This is a genomic window from Salinivibrio sp. ES.052, assembly GCF_900141775.1.
Classification (GTDB): Bacteria; Pseudomonadota; Gammaproteobacteria; order Enterobacterales; family Vibrionaceae; genus Salinivibrio.
Genome location: NZ_FSRI01000001.1, coordinates 429,372 through 446,754 on the forward strand (window position 1 = coordinate 429,372; position 17,383 = coordinate 446,754).

At 52.7% G+C, this 17,383-nt stretch carries 17 protein-coding genes and 1 pseudogene; 1 reads left to right on the forward strand and 17 read right to left on the reverse strand.

Annotated features, from left to right (window positions below; all coding sequences use genetic code 11):
- Window positions 1-10 precede the first annotated feature (10 nt).
- The 5 genes and pseudogenes from BUQ98_RS01990 to BUQ98_RS02010 form a co-directional block, all read right to left on the reverse strand.
- Window positions 11-1,159 carry a ribosomal protein uL16 3-hydroxylase gene (locus tag BUQ98_RS01990; RefSeq protein ID WP_074212263.1) on the reverse strand — a complete coding sequence of 383 codons (1,149 nt, stop codon included), beginning with the start codon at window positions 1,157-1,159 and terminating at the stop codon, window positions 11-13.
- Between the two features lie 116 nt (window positions 1,160-1,275).
- Window positions 1,276-2,643, reverse strand: coding sequence for an adenylosuccinate lyase (gene purB / locus BUQ98_RS01995; RefSeq protein WP_074212264.1), 1,368 nt, complete (start codon window positions 2,641-2,643; stop codon window positions 1,276-1,278).
- A gap of 25 nt (window positions 2,644-2,668) precedes the next feature.
- Entirely contained in the window at window positions 2,669-3,313 is a 645-nt protein-coding gene (hflD, locus tag BUQ98_RS02000) for a high frequency lysogenization protein HflD (RefSeq protein WP_074212265.1), read from the reverse strand.
- A gap of 13 nt (window positions 3,314-3,326) precedes the next feature.
- Entirely contained in the window at window positions 3,327-4,436 is a 1,110-nt protein-coding gene (gene mnmA / locus BUQ98_RS02005; RefSeq protein ID WP_074213545.1) for a tRNA 2-thiouridine(34) synthase MnmA, read from the reverse strand.
- 270 nt (window positions 4,437-4,706) lie between these two features.
- Window positions 4,707-5,332, reverse strand: a pseudogene (locus BUQ98_RS02010) (pseudouridine synthase); the annotation flags it as partial.
- A 139-nt stretch (window positions 5,333-5,471) separates the two neighbouring features.
- Between BUQ98_RS02010 and icd the strand changes: the two are divergent.
- Entirely contained in the window at window positions 5,472-6,722 is a 1,251-nt protein-coding gene (gene icd / locus BUQ98_RS02015) for an NADP-dependent isocitrate dehydrogenase (RefSeq protein ID WP_074212266.1), read from the forward strand.
- Window positions 6,723-6,825: 103 nt separating this feature from the next.
- Here icd and pseI read toward each other — a convergent pair whose 3' ends face one another.
- The 12 genes from pseI to hisC all read right to left on the reverse strand — a co-directional run bounded on the left by pseI (window position 6,826) and on the right by hisC (window position 17,383).
- Window positions 6,826-7,875, reverse strand: a complete 1,050-nt coding sequence (gene pseI / locus BUQ98_RS02020) for a pseudaminic acid synthase (protein WP_074212267.1) — start codon at window positions 7,873-7,875, stop codon at window positions 6,826-6,828.
- Complete coding sequence (gene pseH, locus BUQ98_RS02025) at window positions 7,859-8,437, reverse strand: UDP-4-amino-4,6-dideoxy-N-acetyl-beta-L-altrosamine N-acetyltransferase (RefSeq protein ID WP_074212268.1); 579 nt, start codon at window positions 8,435-8,437, stop codon at window positions 7,859-7,861. The genes pseI and pseH overlap by 17 nt, the downstream gene beginning before the upstream one ends.
- Complete coding sequence (gene pseG, locus BUQ98_RS02030; protein ID WP_074212269.1) at window positions 8,428-9,504, reverse strand: UDP-2,4-diacetamido-2,4,6-trideoxy-beta-L-altropyranose hydrolase; 1,077 nt, start codon at window positions 9,502-9,504, stop codon at window positions 8,428-8,430. Before pseG ends, pseH begins: the two co-directional genes overlap by 10 nt.
- Window positions 9,501-10,205: a pseudaminic acid cytidylyltransferase gene (pseF, locus tag BUQ98_RS02035; RefSeq protein ID WP_074212270.1), complete on the reverse strand. Its 705-nt coding sequence runs from the start codon at window positions 10,203-10,205 to the stop codon at window positions 9,501-9,503. Before pseF ends, pseG begins: the two co-directional genes overlap by 4 nt.
- A 3-nt stretch (window positions 10,206-10,208) precedes the next feature.
- Window positions 10,209-11,354, reverse strand: a complete 1,146-nt coding sequence (gene pseC / locus BUQ98_RS02040) for a UDP-4-amino-4,6-dideoxy-N-acetyl-beta-L-altrosamine transaminase (RefSeq protein ID WP_074213546.1) — start codon at window positions 11,352-11,354, stop codon at window positions 10,209-10,211.
- A 12-nt stretch (window positions 11,355-11,366) separates the two neighbouring features.
- Window positions 11,367-12,362 (reverse strand): UDP-N-acetylglucosamine 4,6-dehydratase (inverting), encoded by a 996-nt coding sequence (gene pseB, locus BUQ98_RS02045; protein ID WP_074212271.1) that lies wholly within the window; start codon window positions 12,360-12,362, stop codon window positions 11,367-11,369.
- A 171-nt stretch (window positions 12,363-12,533) separates the two neighbouring features.
- Complete coding sequence (gene hisIE, locus BUQ98_RS02050; protein ID WP_046075334.1) at window positions 12,534-13,157, reverse strand: bifunctional phosphoribosyl-AMP cyclohydrolase/phosphoribosyl-ATP diphosphatase HisIE; 624 nt, start codon at window positions 13,155-13,157, stop codon at window positions 12,534-12,536.
- The gene (hisF, locus tag BUQ98_RS02055; RefSeq protein ID WP_074212272.1) at window positions 13,154-13,927 is read right to left on the reverse strand and encodes an imidazole glycerol phosphate synthase subunit HisF; all 774 of its coding nucleotides are present in this window, start codon (window positions 13,925-13,927) and stop codon (window positions 13,154-13,156) included. Before hisF ends, hisIE begins: the two co-directional genes overlap by 4 nt.
- Complete coding sequence (gene hisA / locus BUQ98_RS02060; RefSeq protein ID WP_025673431.1) at window positions 13,909-14,646, reverse strand: 1-(5-phosphoribosyl)-5-[(5-phosphoribosylamino)methylideneamino]imidazole-4-carboxamide isomerase; 738 nt, start codon at window positions 14,644-14,646, stop codon at window positions 13,909-13,911. Before hisA ends, hisF begins: the two co-directional genes overlap by 19 nt.
- Window positions 14,647-14,652: 6 nt before the next feature.
- Window positions 14,653-15,252, reverse strand: coding sequence for an imidazole glycerol phosphate synthase subunit HisH (hisH, locus tag BUQ98_RS02065; RefSeq protein WP_046075337.1), 600 nt, complete (start codon window positions 15,250-15,252; stop codon window positions 14,653-14,655).
- Window positions 15,252-16,319: a bifunctional histidinol-phosphatase/imidazoleglycerol-phosphate dehydratase HisB gene (gene hisB / locus BUQ98_RS02070; protein ID WP_074212273.1), complete on the reverse strand. Its 1,068-nt coding sequence runs from the start codon at window positions 16,317-16,319 to the stop codon at window positions 15,252-15,254. Before hisB ends, hisH begins: the two co-directional genes overlap by 1 nt.
- A gap of 11 nt (window positions 16,320-16,330) precedes the next feature.
- The gene (gene hisC / locus BUQ98_RS02075) at window positions 16,331-17,383 is read right to left on the reverse strand and encodes a histidinol-phosphate transaminase (protein WP_139294695.1); all 1,053 of its coding nucleotides are present in this window, start codon (window positions 17,381-17,383) and stop codon (window positions 16,331-16,333) included.

The following is a 17,383-nucleotide window of genomic DNA, read 5'->3' on the forward strand; positions in this document are numbered from 1 at the left end:
TCCCGCAGTATTACTCTGGTGCCTCTTCTAAGGGGTACCAGTAGCCGCGGTTGACCCACAGTGTCAGCATTGGCCAAAACAACCCATTCTCGGCGGCGTTGCCGAGCGTTTCCCAATCAATGAAGCGTTGATTACATAGTGTTGGGGTGAGGGGGGCACAGCCTTCCGGTAAGTCAAAGCTTTCACCCAGCATAAAAATCATATCAGGCTGGTCTGCGTGATAGAAAGCACGTAAACCACTGAGTTTTTCTAAGCAAAGACCATCTTGCATGGCAGCCTTTAGGCTATCTGGTTGCCACTGAGGATCGGGGCTAAGTAGGTCGAGCTCATGCCGTGCTTGGGATAGAAATTCGCCAATCCAGCGTTTTTTACGGGTCTCGTCGTGCATTAACGCCATCATCATCTCATCCATCTGGGCGAGATGTTGTGGGTCGAGTGCCGACGGCGCATCGGGTTGTGCTGGCATAGCGGGCCAATGGAAATGGTTGTCGCCCGCTTCATCAACAATGACTTGATCCGCGTAGCTACTGAGTAGCTCGCGCGCTTTTGGCGATCGATAACCAATCGAGTAACTGAGCGAAGGCTCTAGGGTATCTCCCTCGTGCGGGAAACCGGGTGGAATGTAGAGAATATCGCCTGGGGCGAGCTCGACATCGATAATGGCATCAAAGCCAGTAATTTGCTTGAGACCGGTTTCGAGATTGGCATCTTGATAATCGCCTTTCGGCCCAACGCGCCAACGACGACGTCCTTGGCCTTGCACAATAAAGACATCGTATTGATCGATATGGGGTCCGACGCCGCCTTGCGGTTGCGAATAACACACCATCACATCATCAAATAGCCATTGCGGCAGCGAGGTAAACGCATCGGCCAGCTCACGGACGCCAGAATGCCAATGGTTAGCCGCTTGCACCACCAATTGCGAATGGGTGTCTGGGAAATCATCAAAGTGCTCGAAAGGGCCGTTTGCCACCTGCCATTTACCATTCACTTGAGTGACAAGACGAGAATCAATGTCTTCTTCCATTGCCAGGCCTGCCACTTCTTCAGGCTCAATGGGATCATTAAAATTCGCTAACCCTTGTCGGAGTACCGTCGGGCTTTGATGCCAATGTGTTGCCATAAATTCGGCGAGCGAGAATTGAAATTGATACATAGCGACCTAGATTGCAAAATTTGCGGCAGTATACCTTGCTATAAATCTGGGTGCGAGCCAGGAGCAAAAACGGCCACCGCAGAGGGTGACCGTTCTTCATAACGCATAAACCGAGCTTAAAGTTTGTCGGTTAAGTTAACCGCGTCACCAATGTAGTTAGCCGGTGTCATTTGCTTCAAGCGCACTTTTTCATGCTCAGGCAAGTCGAGACCATCAACAAAAGCACGCATGCCTTCGCCATCCACCCGTTTGCCGCGAGTCAGCTCTTTCAGCTTCTCGTAGGGTTTTTCAATACCATAACGGCGCATCACGGTTTGAATCGGTTCGGCAAGCACTTCCCAGTTCTTATCCAGCTCGGCTTCTAGCGCGGCTTGGTTGACTTCTAGCTTGCTGATCCCTTTAAGGGTCGAGGCATAGGCAATTAGGGTGTAACCCACGCCGACCCCCAGGTTACGTAATACCGTCGAATCGGTCAGATCACGCTGCCAACGAGAGATCGGTAGCTTTTGTCCTAAGTGCGAGAAAATCGCATTCGCTAATCCTAGGTTACCTTCCGAGTTTTCGAAATCAATGGGGTTCACTTTATGCGGCATCGTCGATGAACCAATTTCACCTTCAACCGTTTTTTGCTTGAAGTGGCCTAGCGCGATATAGCCCCAGATATCACGATCAAAATCGATCAAAATGGTGTTAAAACGCGCCACGGCATCAAAGAGCTCGGCAATGTAGTCATGTGGTTCAATTTGGGTGGTGTACGGGTTCCAGTCGATACCGAGCGAAGTGACAAAGGCTTCGCTGTAGGCATGCCAATCAACCTCAGGGTACGCAGAGAGGTGGGCATTGTAGTTACCGACTGCGCCGTTAATCTTACCGAGGATCTCAGTGTTTTTGACCTGTTTGATCTGGCGTGTCATTCGGTAGGCAACATTTGCCATTTCTTTACCCATGGTCGATGGTGATGCCGGTTGGCCATGGGTACGCGAGAGCATTGGGACTTCACGGAATTGCTGTGACAGATTGGTCACTGCATCCGCAAGTCGCTGCATTTCTGGTAGAAGCACGGTATCGCGTGCTTCTTTGAGCATCAGCGCGTGAGACAGGTTATTGATATCTTCAGAGGTGCAGGCAAAATGGATAAACTCGCTGACTGCGTGGATTTCTGGGTGATGAGCAATTTTCTCTTTTAAAAAGTACTCAACCGCTTTCACGTCATGGTTGGTGGTTCGCTCAATCTCTTTGATTCGGGCGGCATCTTGCTCATCAAAGTCAGCGACAATCTGGTCGAGCAGGGTATTGGCGTCATCGCTAAAGGCAGGCACTTCAGCAACGCTGTCAGTGGCTGCTAGCTTTTGCAACCAGCGGATTTCAACGATGGTGCGATACTTTAGCAACCCAAATTCACTGAAAACTGATCGCAACGCAATCGTTTTCGTACCATATCGGCCATCGACCGGGGAAACAGCAGTCAGCGCTGACAGTTCCATTTTATGTCTCCTGAGTTCAATCTGATTAGCTACGGGCTAGGATAGTTTTGGCCTGCTCAACCATCTGTTTGCGACCAAAGATGAGATGCCGGCGTTTACCGCCTACTTGACGCCACAGTACGGCGCTGCGGATACCGGATAACAAAATAGCACGCACACGATGTTGCACGCCGGTTTGCTGTAGGTGTTGTGGGTCGCCTGATACTTGAATTCGTGGGCCAAGTGGGCTTATCACGTCAAGGTAGATGCTGGCGAGATTACTGATCATTTGTTCATCAAGCAGATCAAAGTGGCTCGCTTGGCGCTCGATGGTTTCGATCCGATCGCCCAATTGTGCCATCGCATCACGACGGCTGGCGAGTTTGCGTTCTAATGCAAGCAAGTTGATCAGGTAGCGCATGAGTTCACTGCCATTGCGGCTGTTATCAAGCTGACTGATCAGCGCTTCCAAGCCTAAATGGAGCCCAGCTTCGCCACCACCCGTAGCATTCCCCACTTCACCGCGAAAAACATCGAGGGTAGAGGACGGGTTGGTGATAACGATGCTGCTTAGGCTCGTACTGAGTGCGTCTTGATCGCAATAGCCCTGACGGGAAATATCTTGCACCAACTTCGCTGCTTGGCAAATGCTCGCAAAAGCGAGGGTGCGATCATAAATCGTCTCTGCCACTGATCACGGCTCCTTAAATACGTTGCTCGATAATACCACCACCTAAACACACGTCGCCGTCATAAAAAACAGCAGATTGACCAGGGGTGACAGCAATTTGCGGCTCGTCGAAAATGACCTTGATCGTGTCATTATCAACGGGCGTGATAGTACATGATATATCGTGCTGACGATATCGGGTTTTGACAGTACAGCGGCGTGTCTCGGTCACAATCTCGCGATCGACCCAGTGTAATTGCGCGGCAATCAGGCCTTGAGAGTACAAGCGCGGGTGATCATGGCCTTGGCCAACCAGCAACACATTGCGTTCGACGTCTTTGTCGACCACATACCAAGGCGCTTCACTGCCGTTACCGCCTTTCAGGCCGCCAATCCCCAAGCCTTTACGTTGGCCCAGCGTATGATACATCAGACCTTGGTGCTCACCGATGTGCTCGCCGTCGGTCGTCTCGATGGGCCCCGGCTGCGCGGGTAAGTACTGCGATAAAAAGTCAGTAAATTTACGCTCGCCAATAAAGCAAATCCCAGTGGAGTCTTTTTTCTTAGCGGTCACCAAGCCTTGTTCTTCAGCAATTTGGCGCACCTGCGGTTTTTCTAAATCGCCCACAGGGAACAGGCTACGTGCCACCTGATCGTGGCTGAGTGTATATAAGAAGTAGCTTTGATCTTTGTTGTTGTCCAAGCCGCGCAGCATTTGCGCTTTTTCGCCGTTTTCAGGGAAGGTGCGACGGACATAATGCCCCATAGCAATATAATCGGCATCCAGCACTTCGTCGGCAAATTCGAGAAATGCCTTAAATTTGATTTCTTTATTGCACAGAATATCAGGGTTGGGCGTTCGGCCCGCTTTGTATTCCGTCAAAAAATGCTCGAAGACATTGTCCCAGTACTCGGCAGCAAAATTGATGGTGTGTAGTTCAATGCCAAGTTTATCGCAGACGTCTTGTGCATCGGCCAAGTCTTCTGCAGCAGAGCAGTATTCTTCGTTGTCATCCTCTTCCCAATTTTTCATAAACAGGCCTTCAACCTGATAACCCTGTTGTTTCAACAAGTAGGCAGAAACGGACGAATCAACACCGCCGGACATTCCGACAATCACTTTTTTGCTGCTGTTATCTGACATGGTGATCACAAATGCTGCTATTAATAAACGGACGCTGAGTTTAACAGAATCAAATCGCCGGATACAGATGTGATAGGGCTCACACGTTAACCGTTATCCAGAGTGGGTGGTACCCAATCTTAGAACGGTGACGACAATTGCCGTGGCAGTCCAGGCTTATCGAGTCTTTTTCGACGGTGCGCGCTTGGACGAGCGAGTGCGCCGGCGTGGTGCTTTCCCTTTTGCGCCTTTGGGTTTAGGTGTGAACTGCTCGAAGCCTTTCGGGGGAGCGACCTCACGCCATTGGCCTGGCTGCAAATCATCCAGTTGCCATGGGCCGAGTTGGGCGCGAATCAAACGCAGCGTCGGGTGACCAATATGCGCGGTCATACGGCGCACTTGTCGATTACGCCCTTCTTGCAGCACCACCTTTAACCAGGCTGTGGGAATGTTGGCGCGATAGCGCACCGGAGGATGGCGTTCCCACACAACAGGTGGCGCCATTTTTGATACCTCGGCGGGTAGCGTCAGACCATCTTTCAGTTCGACACCCTCGCAAAGCGCCTGTATCGCTTCGTTGCTAGGCTCGCCTTCTACCTGCACCCAATAGGTTTTGGGCGATTTAGAAGAGGGCTGAGTCAGTCTGGCTTGTAAGGCGCCATTATTGGTGAGAACTAGTAAGCCTTCGCTGTCTTTGTCTAGCCGGCCGGGTACACGTCTTTCACTGACACAATATCCGCTAATGTGCTGTCACCGGGCTCACCACTAAACTGGGTCAACATGTTATAAGGTTTGTTAACAAGTATCACTTTAGTGGGTGTCGCGTCAGTGTGCGGCGAGTGTCCGCGTTTAGACGATTTGGCTTGCGTATTTGAAACAGCCGTTGACGCTGGCTGGGGGCGGACTTTATATGGCATAAGGGCTGTCAAATAGATTAAACGGCAAATGAGACTTTGGTATTATACACGTAATAATCTGTTTGGCGTGTTGCATGAATTCGAGTATCCTCGATGCGCATCTTACACAAAGATAACAAATGGACGCTAGGAGATTAAAATGGAAAGTAAAGTAGTTGTACCGGCGGAAGGTCAGAAGATCACTCTCGACGGCGCAAAACTGGTAGTCCCTAACCACCCTGTGATCCCTTACATTGAAGGGGATGGCATCGGGATGGATGTTAGCCCTGCAATGATTAAAGTGGTTGATGCTGCGATTGCAAAAGCCTACAACGGTGAACGCAAGATTTCATGGATGGAAATCTACACCGGTGAGAAATCCACCAAGGTTTATGGTGACGATCAGTGGCTGCCAGCTGAAACCCTCGACTTTATCCGCGAATACAAAGTGGCAATCAAAGGGCCACTGACGACCCCAGTTGGCGGTGGTATTCGCTCATTGAACGTGGCGCTTCGTCAAGAACTCGACCTCTACATTTGTGCGCGTCCGGTACGTTACTTCACTGGCGTTCCTAGCCCACTGAAAAAGCCAGAAGATACCGATATGGTGATCTTCCGCGAAAATTCAGAAGACATCTACGCGGGTGTTGAGTTTAAAGCAGGCACCGCCGAAGCGGATAAAGTGATTAAGTTCCTGCGTGAAGAAATGGGGGCCAACAAAATCCGTTTCCCAGAGCAGTGTGGTATCGGTATCAAGCCGATTTCTGAAGAAGGTACCAAGCGCCTGGTGCGTGCGGCGATTGAATACACCATCGATAACGACCGTGACTCTCTGACCATCGTCCACAAAGGTAACATCATGAAGTTTACCGAAGGGGCGTTTAAAGATTGGGCGTATGAAGTGGCCAATAAAGAGTTTGGTGCTGAGTTGCTGGATGGCGGTCCGTGGATGACGATGAAAAATCCAAAGACCGGCAAACAAATCACCATCAAAGACTCCATCGCGGATGCCTTCTTGCAGCAAATTCTGTTGCGTCCCGCGGAATATGATGTGATTGCCACCATGAACTTGAACGGTGATTACGTATCTGATGCCTTGGCAGCACAAGTGGGCGGGATTGGTATTGCCCCAGGTGCCAACATTGGTGACGGTGTGGCACTGTTTGAAGCCACCCACGGTACTGCGCCAAAATACGCTGGCCAAGATAAGGTAAACCCAGGGTCGCTTATCCTGTCAGCAGAAATGATGCTCCGCCACATGGGTTGGTTTGAAGCGGCTGATTTGGTGATCGAATCAATGGAAAAAACCATCGCTAACAAAACCGTGACGTATGACTTTGAGCGCCAAATGGAAGGCGCGAGCCTACGTAAGTGTTCTGAGTTTGCAGACGAAATGATCAAACAGATGTAATCACTGATTCTCAGTGAGAAACGAAACCCGGCTTAGTCAGCCGGGTTTTTTATGTCTCTTTGTTAACGCCCAGTCAGACGAGGGGAGTTATCCACTCAAACGGTTAACCAATATCGTTCCACGATAACGCGGTGCCTTTGGTTAACGCGCGTGTTGCTCGCTTTCCGATCACGGCATCGTAATGTTTCGGCGCCAGTCCAAAACCGGGACGAATACTGCGCACGTTATCCGCCGTCAGTGGCTCACCGGGCGCGATATCCTGACATACATACAAAGAGCGCCTAAATTGACGGTTGCTCGACTCGGCCTCTCGTGTAGTTAGGGCGCTTTCTCCTAACGCTTGCCACGCCGCGTGGGTTTGCTCACAAAGCGCGCTGAGTGCAGGTGGCGTAAGCGAGAAAGCGGCATCTGGGCCTCCCGAGTCTTCAGAGAGCATTACATGTTTTTCAATCACGCACGCGCCGAGTGCGATGGCTGCGATCGCGGCGGTGTTGGTCAGCGAATGATCGGATAAACCTGCCAAGGTTTGATAGCGGGTGGCTAAGGTTGGAATGGTTCGTAGGTGGCTTTGTTCAATCGGCGCAGGGTAGGCGCTGATACAATGAAGCAACACCAGCTCACGACAGCCGTTATCACGGGCGGTCGCCACCGCCTCGGCAATCTCTGTCTCGTCAGCCATGCCGGTTGAGATGATCATCGGTTTACCGGTTTGCGCGGCATAGCGAATCAAAGGCAAATCAATCGCCTCGAACGAGGCTATTTTATAGGCGGGTGCGTTAAGATCTTCGAGTAAGTCAATCGCTGAACAATCAAAAGGAGAGGAGAATAAGGTGACGCCTTCTTTTCTCGCGTGATCAAATAACGGCTTGTGCCACTCAAACGGGGTTTGTGCCCAACGATATAGCTGGTGGAGACTATAACCATCCCACAGTCCGCCTTTGATCTGAAACTCATCGTGGTCGCAATCAAGGGTAATGGTATCGGCGGTATAGCTTTGCATTTTGACCGCATCGGCACCGCAGGCTTTGGCCATGGAAATGGTTTGTTTGGCAAGCTCAAGGCTACCATTATGGTTCGCCGACATTTCGGCAATGATATAAGGAGGATGCTGGGGACCGATCAAACGGCCTGCAATATTAATGTCGTTGTTCATAAACCGCGTCGATATTCAGTTTGGTTTGAAGGGCACTGGCGCATTGCTGCCACTCATCAGCGGACAAAGACAGGCACACAATCTCGACTGTTTTTCCCTCAGGCAAGGAAAAGGTGCGTTGCCGACTTTGCGGCGTCTCACGAAAGCCAAAGCGTTGATGTAGCTGCACCACCCCCTGATTATGACTGAGCACTTCACAGTTCAATTGGGTCACGCCCAAGGTTTCAAATGCTAAGCTTAATGCGCCAAACTCCATGAGCGCGCCGCTGCCACGTGGTGCATCGGGGGCGGCGTAAAAAGCCCAGATCGCGCTTGTACTATTATCGCTATCGAGGTCAAGATTGACCACGCCAAGTGGCTTGTCCGGTTGGCCGTCTACGCGTTTGTAGACGATATAGAAATAACGGTGTGTGTTGGCGAGCATATGGCTGAACCATGCTTGGTGCTCATCATGGCTAATTTCATGTTGGGTATACATAAACTGGCGGACATTGGGACGATTGCGCCAATGCCATAAAGTGTCACTGTCCGCGTGAGTCACCGCTTTAAAAATCAGTTGCATAAGTCATGCTCCAAGGCCGCGACGACACGCTCTGCGCCTTTTCCATCAGTGATCGCTGGTAGGGTAGGAAGCTGATGCCAGTTTGCCTCAAGGTGCTGCAGTGCAGATGCGTAATCTTGCCAGCGGGTGTGCTCACCGCGTCCTAAGTATTGATAGCCCGGCTGTCCGGCGAGATACTCGGCCATGGCGTGTTGGTTTTCCGCCACACACACCAAGGTGCTCGGGACCCCCAAGCAGCTACGTTCAATGGCGGTCACACCGGCCGCCCCAAACGCGTAGCGTGCCCGTGCCATGTGGGTATCAAAGTCCGACAGTGCTTCCACTACGCGAACCCCATCGGGGACAAGCGCTTTACACAATGCATCGCGGTCTGGGTTACGCCGGCCGGTGACAATTAACAGTGAGAAAGGCAGCCTCTCGATCTTCTGCTCTTGTTCTAGGTGTTTCACAGCGTCCACGAGCTTGCGGCTTTCACCGGTCGGATCCGTGCCGGAGAAAAAGGCGAACACCTTATCTTCCCGCGGTGGCGGAGACTGATGTAAGGCGGCAAATGCTGGACGCAATAGTGCATAGTCTGGCCCCAATAAGCATCGGGTTTGTGAATTTAAAAGCTGTGACGCATAGCGCGTGGTAAGCTCAGGCCAAGGGTTTTGATCGAGCAAAAACGCGCAATCGTGGGGCCGATTGGCTAAATCATCGACCACCATCACTGGACAGCCCAATTGGGTGTAAATTGATTGCTCCCAGCGGGCATCTAAGGCGTAATGATCCACCACCATCAAATCCACCGGCTGGTTAGCCACGCATGCGGTTGTCTCTTCGGCATCTTGCCGCTGGCTCACACCCAGCCAATCGATGTTGCTAAGCGAGTGTTTGGGGGCAGGCAACGCCGCCACCGTTAAGCCTTGCTCTTGGCTGACCGCTATCAAATTACCGGGTAAATCGCGACAGACCAAGGTTACCTGATGACCAGCCCTTTGTAGCATGTTAGCCAACACGTGCATGCGGCTGACGTGTCCGGTGCCTATCGCTTGGGAGGCATCGACTCGAATGGCAATATGGCTCATAGCAAGGCCTGTTGCTCCAACAGTTGATACATTAGCTCAGCGCGTAGCCAGTCATCCGGCTCATCAATGTCTTGCACGCGGTAATGAGGGATCAACACAGCTTTCGAGTGGGGCGCAAAAACCGGCTCGCGCGCTAAAAACGCACTTGGCGTGCCCCAGTAAAACATTCCCGCATCGTGGTACGCCGGTTGTAGGTCTTGTGAGCGCGTAGTGAAGTGCTCCGGCCATAACATGCTGACACTGCCATCGGCATCGACATGAATACTGCGCTGAATCGGAAAGGCGTAGCGGGTGGCGGCAAAACTGTATTTGACGGTGTCGCCGTCCAGTAACGCTAAGCCTTGGCGCAAGTCATCCGTGGTGACAAAGGGAGTGGTAGCATACAGGCAGCATACCGCGTGCAAAGGCTTGTGCTGTGGCGACTGGTTGAGCCACTGGATCGCATGCTCAAGCACATCCAAGGTCGTGGCGTGATCACCGGCAATCTCGGCGGGACGGACAAAAGGCACCTCAGCCCCTGCATCGCGCGCCACACTGGCAATGTCCTCGCAATCGGTGGAAACCAAGACGCGATCGAATAGCCCACTTTGACGTGCTGTCGCAATGGCATAAGTAATAATGGGCGCCCCGTTAAACCGTTTGAGGTTCTTGCCCGGAATGCGTTTGCTGCCACCGCGGGCGGGAATAATACATACATTCATCGGTCACGCATCCTCAATGGCTTTTTGTAGCGCAGCAATCACCGTATCTTGCTGTTGCTCGGTTAAATCGGGGTAAAGCGGTAAAGTGAGTGCCCCCGCGTAATACTGCTCGGCAAGCGGGAAGTCTCCGGGCTGGAAGCCCTGTGCCTGATAGTAAGGTTGCGTATGCACAGGAATATAGTGCACGTTCACGCCAATGCCTTGCACACGCATAGCCTCAAAAACGGTGCGGCGTGTGTCGGCGTGATCAAGCTCAATCAAATACAAATGCCATGCCGACTCAGGATCTAAAATGGGTCGCTTAACGGGCAAATCCGCCAGCGCTTGGTGGTAGCGTTCAGCGAGTGCAAACCGTCTGGTGATAAAGGAACGAAGCTGGGTTAATTGTGAACGGCCAAGCGCGGCATGAATATCCGAGAGGCGATAGTTCATCCCCAATGCATGCTGTTCATACCCCCAAGGTGGCAGGGCAGCGTGGCTGTCTTCTGCATCACGGGTGATCCCGTGGCTACGCAACTGACGCAGCGCTTTCGCCAATGTGGCATGTTGGGTGGTGGCAACCCCGGCTTCTCCCGCGGTAACCACTTTGACCGGATGAAAACTAAACACGCTAATATCGCTGTACTGGCATCCACCCACTGCCGTTCCTTGATAGTGGGCACCCATAGCATGTGACGCATCCTCAATAATAGCTACCTGATAACGCTTAGCGAGCGCGGCAATCTCGGCCATTGGCGCACTGGCACCGGCCATATGCACCACCACCAGCACTTTGGGTAAGGTGTGAGTTGCGGCCGCTTGCGCCAGTTTTTGCGCGAGCTGCTGGGGGCATAGGTTACGTGTGTGCGGGTCGATATCGACAAAGTCCACCTCGGCACCACAGTATCGACCACAATTGGCTGACGCGACAAAGGTGATGGGGGAGGTCCATAAACGATCGCCTGGGCCCAGTCCTAGCGCCAGACAAGCGAGGTGCAGGGCAGATGTAGCGCTATTAACGGCGACCGCATGCGCAGCCCCGGTGAGTTCGGCGACGGCGGCTTCAAAAGCCGGAACTTGCGGGCCTTGCGTCAGATAATCACTTTTTAGCACCTCAAGCACAGCGGCATAGTCTTGCTCACTAAGATGCTGCTTTCCGTATGGGATCAACGCCATACTCCTTTACTGCTCGGTGTCGAGTTGCAAAATGGCCTCGACGGTTAACACATCTGGGTTAGTGCCTGATTGATACTCAAAGCCTTCTGGCACGGGCTGTCCTTTTTCGCCCAACGCATTTTCTCGGTAGTCATCATCGGCGTCGTAGAACTTAATGGTTGGGCAAATCACGTAATGTTCGGCAAATTCGAGCGTCAGATGGGCATCGTCAGCCGGACACATCACTTCATGCATTTTCTCGCCGGGACGAATGCCTATTACCTTGACGGGCGTGTTCGGGGCATAGGCGCTGGCGAGATCTGTCAGGCGAACCGATGGGATCTTAGGAACAAATATTTCCCCGCCATACATGCGCGAAAAGTTTTTCAGCACAAAATCCACCCCTTGCTGCAAGGTAATCCAAAAGCGGGTCATTTCAGGATGGGTAATGGGCAAATGATCCGCACCTTCCGCTGCCTTTTTCTTAAACAAAGGCACCACAGAGCCGCGCGAGCCGACCACATTGCCATAGCGCACCACCGAAAAACGTGTCTTTTGGCCCCCGGTCATATTGTTAGCGGCGACAAACAATTTATCTGAACACAGTTTGGTGGCGCCATAGAGATTATTGGGACTGGCGGCCTTATCGGTCGAGAGCGCAATCACCTTTTCCACCCCGTTGGCAATCGCAGCGCGAATCACATTCTCTGCGCCGTGAATGTTGGTCTTGATACACTCCATCGGGTTATATTCGGCGGCAGGTACCTGCTTGAGTGCAGCAGCATGAATCACATAATCAATGCCTTGCATCGCTTGCATTAAGCGATCGCCATCACGTACATCGCCGATAAAATAGCGCATGCAAGGGGCGTTAAAGGTTTGCTGCATTTCATACTGCTTGAGCTCATCGCGAGAGAGCACCACGAGGCGACGTGGTTGATAGCGTTCAAGCAGGGTGCGGACGTACTTTTTACCAAAAGAACCAGTACCGCCGGTGATCAGAATGGATTTGCCGTTAAACATAGGACGCCTTGTCACTAACTGTCGGGAATACAGGCAGTTTAACTGATCTGAGCAGGATTTGGCGATCTGCTACGGTGTTCTGGTGCGGGATTGGCAAAATTCAATGGCTCCAAAGCGCCGCAGTTGAGCAGCGCTTTGGAGGGACCATGTTTAGGTTAACGCGCGTGGCCGTTAGCCTTGATGGCGAGAGGCGAGGACTTCGGTCACTTGATGGAGGCTAAGCTCTTGGTCTTGCAGCAATACCAACAGGTGATAGAGCAAATCGGCGCTTTCGTTTAATAGCTCGGCTTTATCGCCTGCCGTGGCAGCGAGGGCGACTTCGACCCCTTCTTCCCCCACTTTTTGCGCGATACGCTTAGTGCCTTTGGCAAATAAGCTTGCGGTGTAAGAGTCATCAGGCGCGGCATCTTTGCGGCTGGCAAGCACTTGCTCTAGGCTCGACAAAAAGCCGGGCCCCGTGTGTGGTGGTTTATTATCACTGTCAAAGCAGGTGGTCGTGCCGAGGTGACAGGTGGGCCCGTGTGGTGTCGCCGTGACCAACAAGGTGTCTTGATCGCAATCGAGTGCAATGTGCTCAAGGCTTAATACATGGCCGGAGCTTTCGCCTTTTACCCAAAGACGCGATTTACTGCGCGACCAAAAGGTGACGCGACCGGTTTCGAGCGTCGCGTTCAGTGCATCGGCATTCATGTAGCCCAGCATCAATACTTGGCCGCTATCGCTGTGTTGGATAATCGCAGGCACCAAGCCGGCGTTTTTCTCCCAATCGATACGTTCTACCCACGTCGCCGTCATACTCTTACCTCGATCCCTTGTTGCTTTAGAGCTTGTTTTAATTCGCTTATTGCGATGATTTGCTTGTGAAATACCGAGGCGGCCAGTGCGCCATCGACATTCGCTTGTAAAAAGGCGTCGGCGAAATGCGAAATTTCACCGGCACCGCCGGAGGCAATCAGGGGTACCTGACAGCGCTCTCTTACCATTTTGAGTTGGGTTAAGTCATAGCCTTGGCGCACGCCATCGCGGTTCATCATATTGAGTACGATTTCGCCTGCGCCTCGCTGTTGGACTTCCTCAACCCACGCGGCGGTTTGCCAAGGCGTAGCCTGAGTGCGGCTCTCATCGCCGGTAAATTGATAGACGTGATATTGCCCGGTCGCTTCATCGAAGAAAGAATCAATCCCGACCACCACGCATTGCACGCCAAACTTCTTGGCCAGCCGCGTGATCAAACTCGGGTCGGCCAATGCGGGTGAATTAATCGATATTTTATCCGCGCCGAATTCCAAGATTTGCTGGGCATCGGCTTCGGATTTAATCCCACCGGCGACGCAAAAGGGGATATCAATCACTTCCGCGACGCGACTAACCCAGCTTTTATCGACCACGCGACTGTCACTGGAGGCGGTGATGTCATAAAACACCAGCTCGTCAGCGCCTTCTTCGGCGTAGCGTTTGGCGAGCGGGACGATATCGCCGATGATTTCGTGATTGCGAAATTGCACGCCTTTAACCACCTGTCCGTCGCGGACGTCCAAACAAGGAATTATCCGTTTTGCCAGCATGCGATCGCCTCCTCTGCGCTAAAGTTGCCTTCCAGTAGGGCGCGGCCGACGATCACGCCTGCGACGCCAGTGTTGCGTAAGGCGCGAATGTCTTCGAGACGGCCAATGCCGCCTGATGATTGAAACGCAATGCTCGGATAGCGCTGACACAAGTCGCGGTAAAGCGCCACATTACTGCCTTGTAAGGTGCCATCGCGGGAAATGTCGGTGCATAGCACATGCTTGAGCCCGACGGACAAATAATCGTCGAGGAGCGCTTCAATGGTGACGCCGGAGTCTTGTTGCCAGCCGGACACCGCCACGCGTCGCGTCCCGTCGCTGTCGATATGAATGTCGAGTGCCAATACAATGCGGTCAGGGCCGTAGGTTTGCATCCAGCCTTTAACCAAATCGGGGGATTTGACCGCGGTGGAGCCGATCACTACGCGCTGCGCGCCGGTATTCAGCAGCTCAATCACGTCCATTTCAGTGCGCACACCACCGCCAATTTGGATATTGGCGGGCGTTGATTGCAAAATCTCGGTGATTAAGTCGACCTGACGTGCGGTCGGATCTTTAGCGCCGGTTAAATCCACGAGGTGCAACCAATCTGCCCCCGCTTGATGGTAACGTGCAAACTGCTCACGCGGGTCAAAACCGTAGTCGGTTTTTTGCTGATAATCCCCTTGATAAAGGCGCACCACTTGGCCGTCTATCAAGTCGAGTGCTGGTATAATCATCCTTGCTTACATCTCCAAAAAATTCTGAATCAAACGCGCGCCCACTTTGCCCGAGCGCTCAGGGTGAAACTGAACCCCGTAGTAGTTGCCTTGATTGATAGCCGCACTGAACGCATGGCCATAATGACATTGTGCCAAGGTGTAATCGCCGACCGGCATCGCGTAACTGTGGACAAAGTAAAAATGACTCCCCGCGACAATGCCATCGAAAAGAGGATGGTCATTAACGGTGGCAACCCGGTTCCAACCCATGTGAGGCAGAGGCTGCCCCGCGGTATCCATCAGTTTGGTGGGAGCGGGGATGTGGCCGAGGCACTCGACCGGGCTGTCGCCTTCATCCGAGTAAGTGCCTAGCATTTGCATGCCAAGACAAATCCCCAGCAGCGGTTGCTCCACTTGCTTAACTAAATCCACCAAGCCACGCTCGGTGAGATTTTTCATCGCTTCGCTGGCGGTGCCGACACCGGGCAAAAAGAGCTTATCCGCCCCTAGTACCACGTCCGGATCGCGGCTTAATGTGGCTTGATACCCCAAACGCTCAACAGCAAAGCGCACCGAGGACACGTTGGCGCAGCCGGTATCGATAATGACAGTCTGTTTGCGCATTACAGCACTCCTTTACTGCTTGGCAGGGCGTCGCCCTCGACCTTGATGGCTTGACGCAAGGTGCGGCCAAAGGCTTTAAACAAACTTTCCACCAAGTGGTGGGTGTTTTCGCCCGACACGGTTAGGTGTAAGGTACAGGCCAAGGTGTCGGTCAATGAGCGGAAAAAGTGTCCCACCATCTCGGTCGACATATCGCCCACTTGTGGCTGTGGGAAGCTGGCTTCAAATTTCAAATAGGGGCGTCCGGACAAATCCAATGCACATTGCGCCAAGCATTCATCCATCGGCAGGCTAAACCCAAAGCGGCCAATACCGCGTTTATCTCCCAGCGCTCGTTTGAGTGCCTCGCCCAACGCGAGGGCGGTATCTTCAATGGTGTGGTGGTCGTCGATGTGCAAATCGCCTTTAACGCGTACGTTGAGCTGAAAGCCGCCGTGGGTGGCGATTTGATCCAACATGTGGTCAAAAAAGCCCAGTCCTGTTTCAATACGACTGCCGCCACTCTTATCTAGATTAACATCCACCTGAATATCGGTTTCTTTGGTGGTGCGGGTGACGCTGGCCAGTCGCGGCTGCTGGGTGAGGCGCTCGACAATCTGTGGCCAGCCCATCACGTCACGTTGGTATTTGATCCCTTGTAGCGCCATATTGTTCGCTAAGGTGATATCGGTGTCGCGATCGCCAATTACCGCCGATTGGGCGAAATCAATTCGGCCTTGCTGTAGATAGTCTTTCACCAAGCCTAGTTTGGGTTTGCGACAGCTACAGTCATCGCTATCAAAGTGCGGGCAAATCAGTACGTCTTCAAAATGGATCCCTTGTGAGCGAAACAGGGCCATCATCATGTTGTGTGGCGCATCAAAGTCCGCTTGCGGGAAGCTCTCGGTCCCTAGACCATCTTGATTGCTCACCATCACCAAGGTGTAACCCGCCGCTTGCAGGCTGAGTAGTGCAGGGATCACGCCCGGTTCAAGCGCCAATTTATCGAGGCGATCCACTTGATAGTCTTCAGGCGGCTCCGCAATCAAGGTGCCATCACGGTCAATAAATAAAATCTTGTCTTTCACAGTGGTTGTCCTTATTCACTGAGTTGCTGGCGGATAAAGGCCAACACTTTTTCACATTCGTCACGGTTACCAATACTGATGCGCAAGCTGTTGACCACGGCGGTCTGGCGCACAATCATGCCTGCACGTCCTAAACGTGCGAACACCGCGTCGGCATCATCCAGCGTGATGAGTAGATAATTACCAAAGCCTGGGTGCACTTCAACGCCGGGCAGCATACTGAGGCCGGCTTGCAGGTAGGCACGGTTGGCGGTCAAGTCCAAAACCTGATATTTCATCCGCGCCAAACCGGCCTCGGAGAGCGCTTGCTGGGCAATGTCTGCCACCGGTACCGGTACGGGATACGGCGGGATCACCTTAAGCATCAAGTTAATAATCGCGGGGCTGGCGAGGGTAAAGCCGCAACGCAGTCCTGCTAGGGCAAACGCTTTGGATAGGGTGCGCAAAATAGCCAGATTCTCAAAGCGCGCGAGCAAGTCGGTGAAGGTCGCTTCTGGACTAAATTCGATATAGGCTTCATCCAACACCACAATCGCGCGACCTTGGGTGCGGGTGAGTAGCGCTTCTATGTCGTCGCGGTTAATGAGATTGCCGGTCGGATTATTGGGGCTACACACGAAGATAAGCTTTATGCCGGCATCTGCCTCCAATGCGGCATCAATCCTTGCCATGTCCAACTGCCAGTCGGCGGTGAGCGGCACTTGGGTGGTGGCGATACCTTGATTTTCCGCACTGACCGCATACATGCCATAGGTAGGTGGACAAATCAGCACGCTATCTTGGTTTGGCTCGCAAAAGGCACGCAGCAACAAATCAATCCCTTCATCGGCGCCACGAGTGGTGATGACTTGGTTCGTTTCGACGCCTGCATAATCCGCATAGGCATTGATCAATGCATCGGGCTGACAGCTGGAGTAGCGATTGAGTCCCTGACCGCTGACGGTGTAAGCGTTGTCAAAGGGTGACTCGTTAGCATTGAGCCAGACATCCCCGCTACCGCCGATACGGCGGGCTGACTGATAGGGAGTAAGCGCTTGTACTTGCTCACGGGCGAGTTTTTCGAT

Excerpts from the sequence above, each read along its gene's own strand:
- BUQ98_RS01990 (WP_074212263.1), bottom strand. The coding sequence starts at position 1,159 with ATGTATCAATTTCAATTCTCGCTCGCCGAATTTATGGCAACACATTGG.
- purB (WP_074212264.1), bottom strand. The coding sequence starts at position 2,643 with ATGGAACTGTCAGCGCTGACTGCTGTTTCCCCGGTCGATGGCCGATAT.
- mnmA (WP_074213545.1), bottom strand. The coding sequence starts at position 4,436 with ATGTCAGATAACAGCAGCAAAAAAGTGATTGTCGGAATGTCCGGCGGT.
- icd (WP_074212266.1), top strand. The coding sequence starts at position 5,472 with ATGGAAAGTAAAGTAGTTGTACCGGCGGAAGGTCAGAAGATCACTCTC.
- pseI (WP_074212267.1), bottom strand. The coding sequence starts at position 7,875 with ATGAACAACGACATTAATATTGCAGGCCGTTTGATCGGTCCCCAGCAT.
- pseH (WP_074212268.1), bottom strand. The coding sequence starts at position 8,437 with ATGCAACTGATTTTTAAAGCGGTGACTCACGCGGACAGTGACACTTTA.
- pseG (WP_074212269.1), bottom strand. The coding sequence starts at position 9,504 with ATGAGCCATATTGCCATTCGAGTCGATGCCTCCCAAGCGATAGGCACC.
- pseF (WP_074212270.1), bottom strand. The coding sequence starts at position 10,205 with ATGAATGTATGTATTATTCCCGCCCGCGGTGGCAGCAAACGCATTCCG.
- pseB (WP_074212271.1), bottom strand. The coding sequence starts at position 12,362 with ATGTTTAACGGCAAATCCATTCTGATCACCGGCGGTACTGGTTCTTTT.
- hisIE (WP_046075334.1), bottom strand. The coding sequence starts at position 13,157 with ATGACGGCGACGTGGGTAGAACGTATCGATTGGGAGAAAAACGCCGGC.
- hisF (WP_074212272.1), bottom strand. The coding sequence starts at position 13,927 with ATGCTGGCAAAACGGATAATTCCTTGTTTGGACGTCCGCGACGGACAG.
- hisA (WP_025673431.1), bottom strand. The coding sequence starts at position 14,646 with ATGATTATACCAGCACTCGACTTGATAGACGGCCAAGTGGTGCGCCTT.
- hisH (WP_046075337.1), bottom strand. The coding sequence starts at position 15,252 with ATGCGCAAACAGACTGTCATTATCGATACCGGCTGCGCCAACGTGTCC.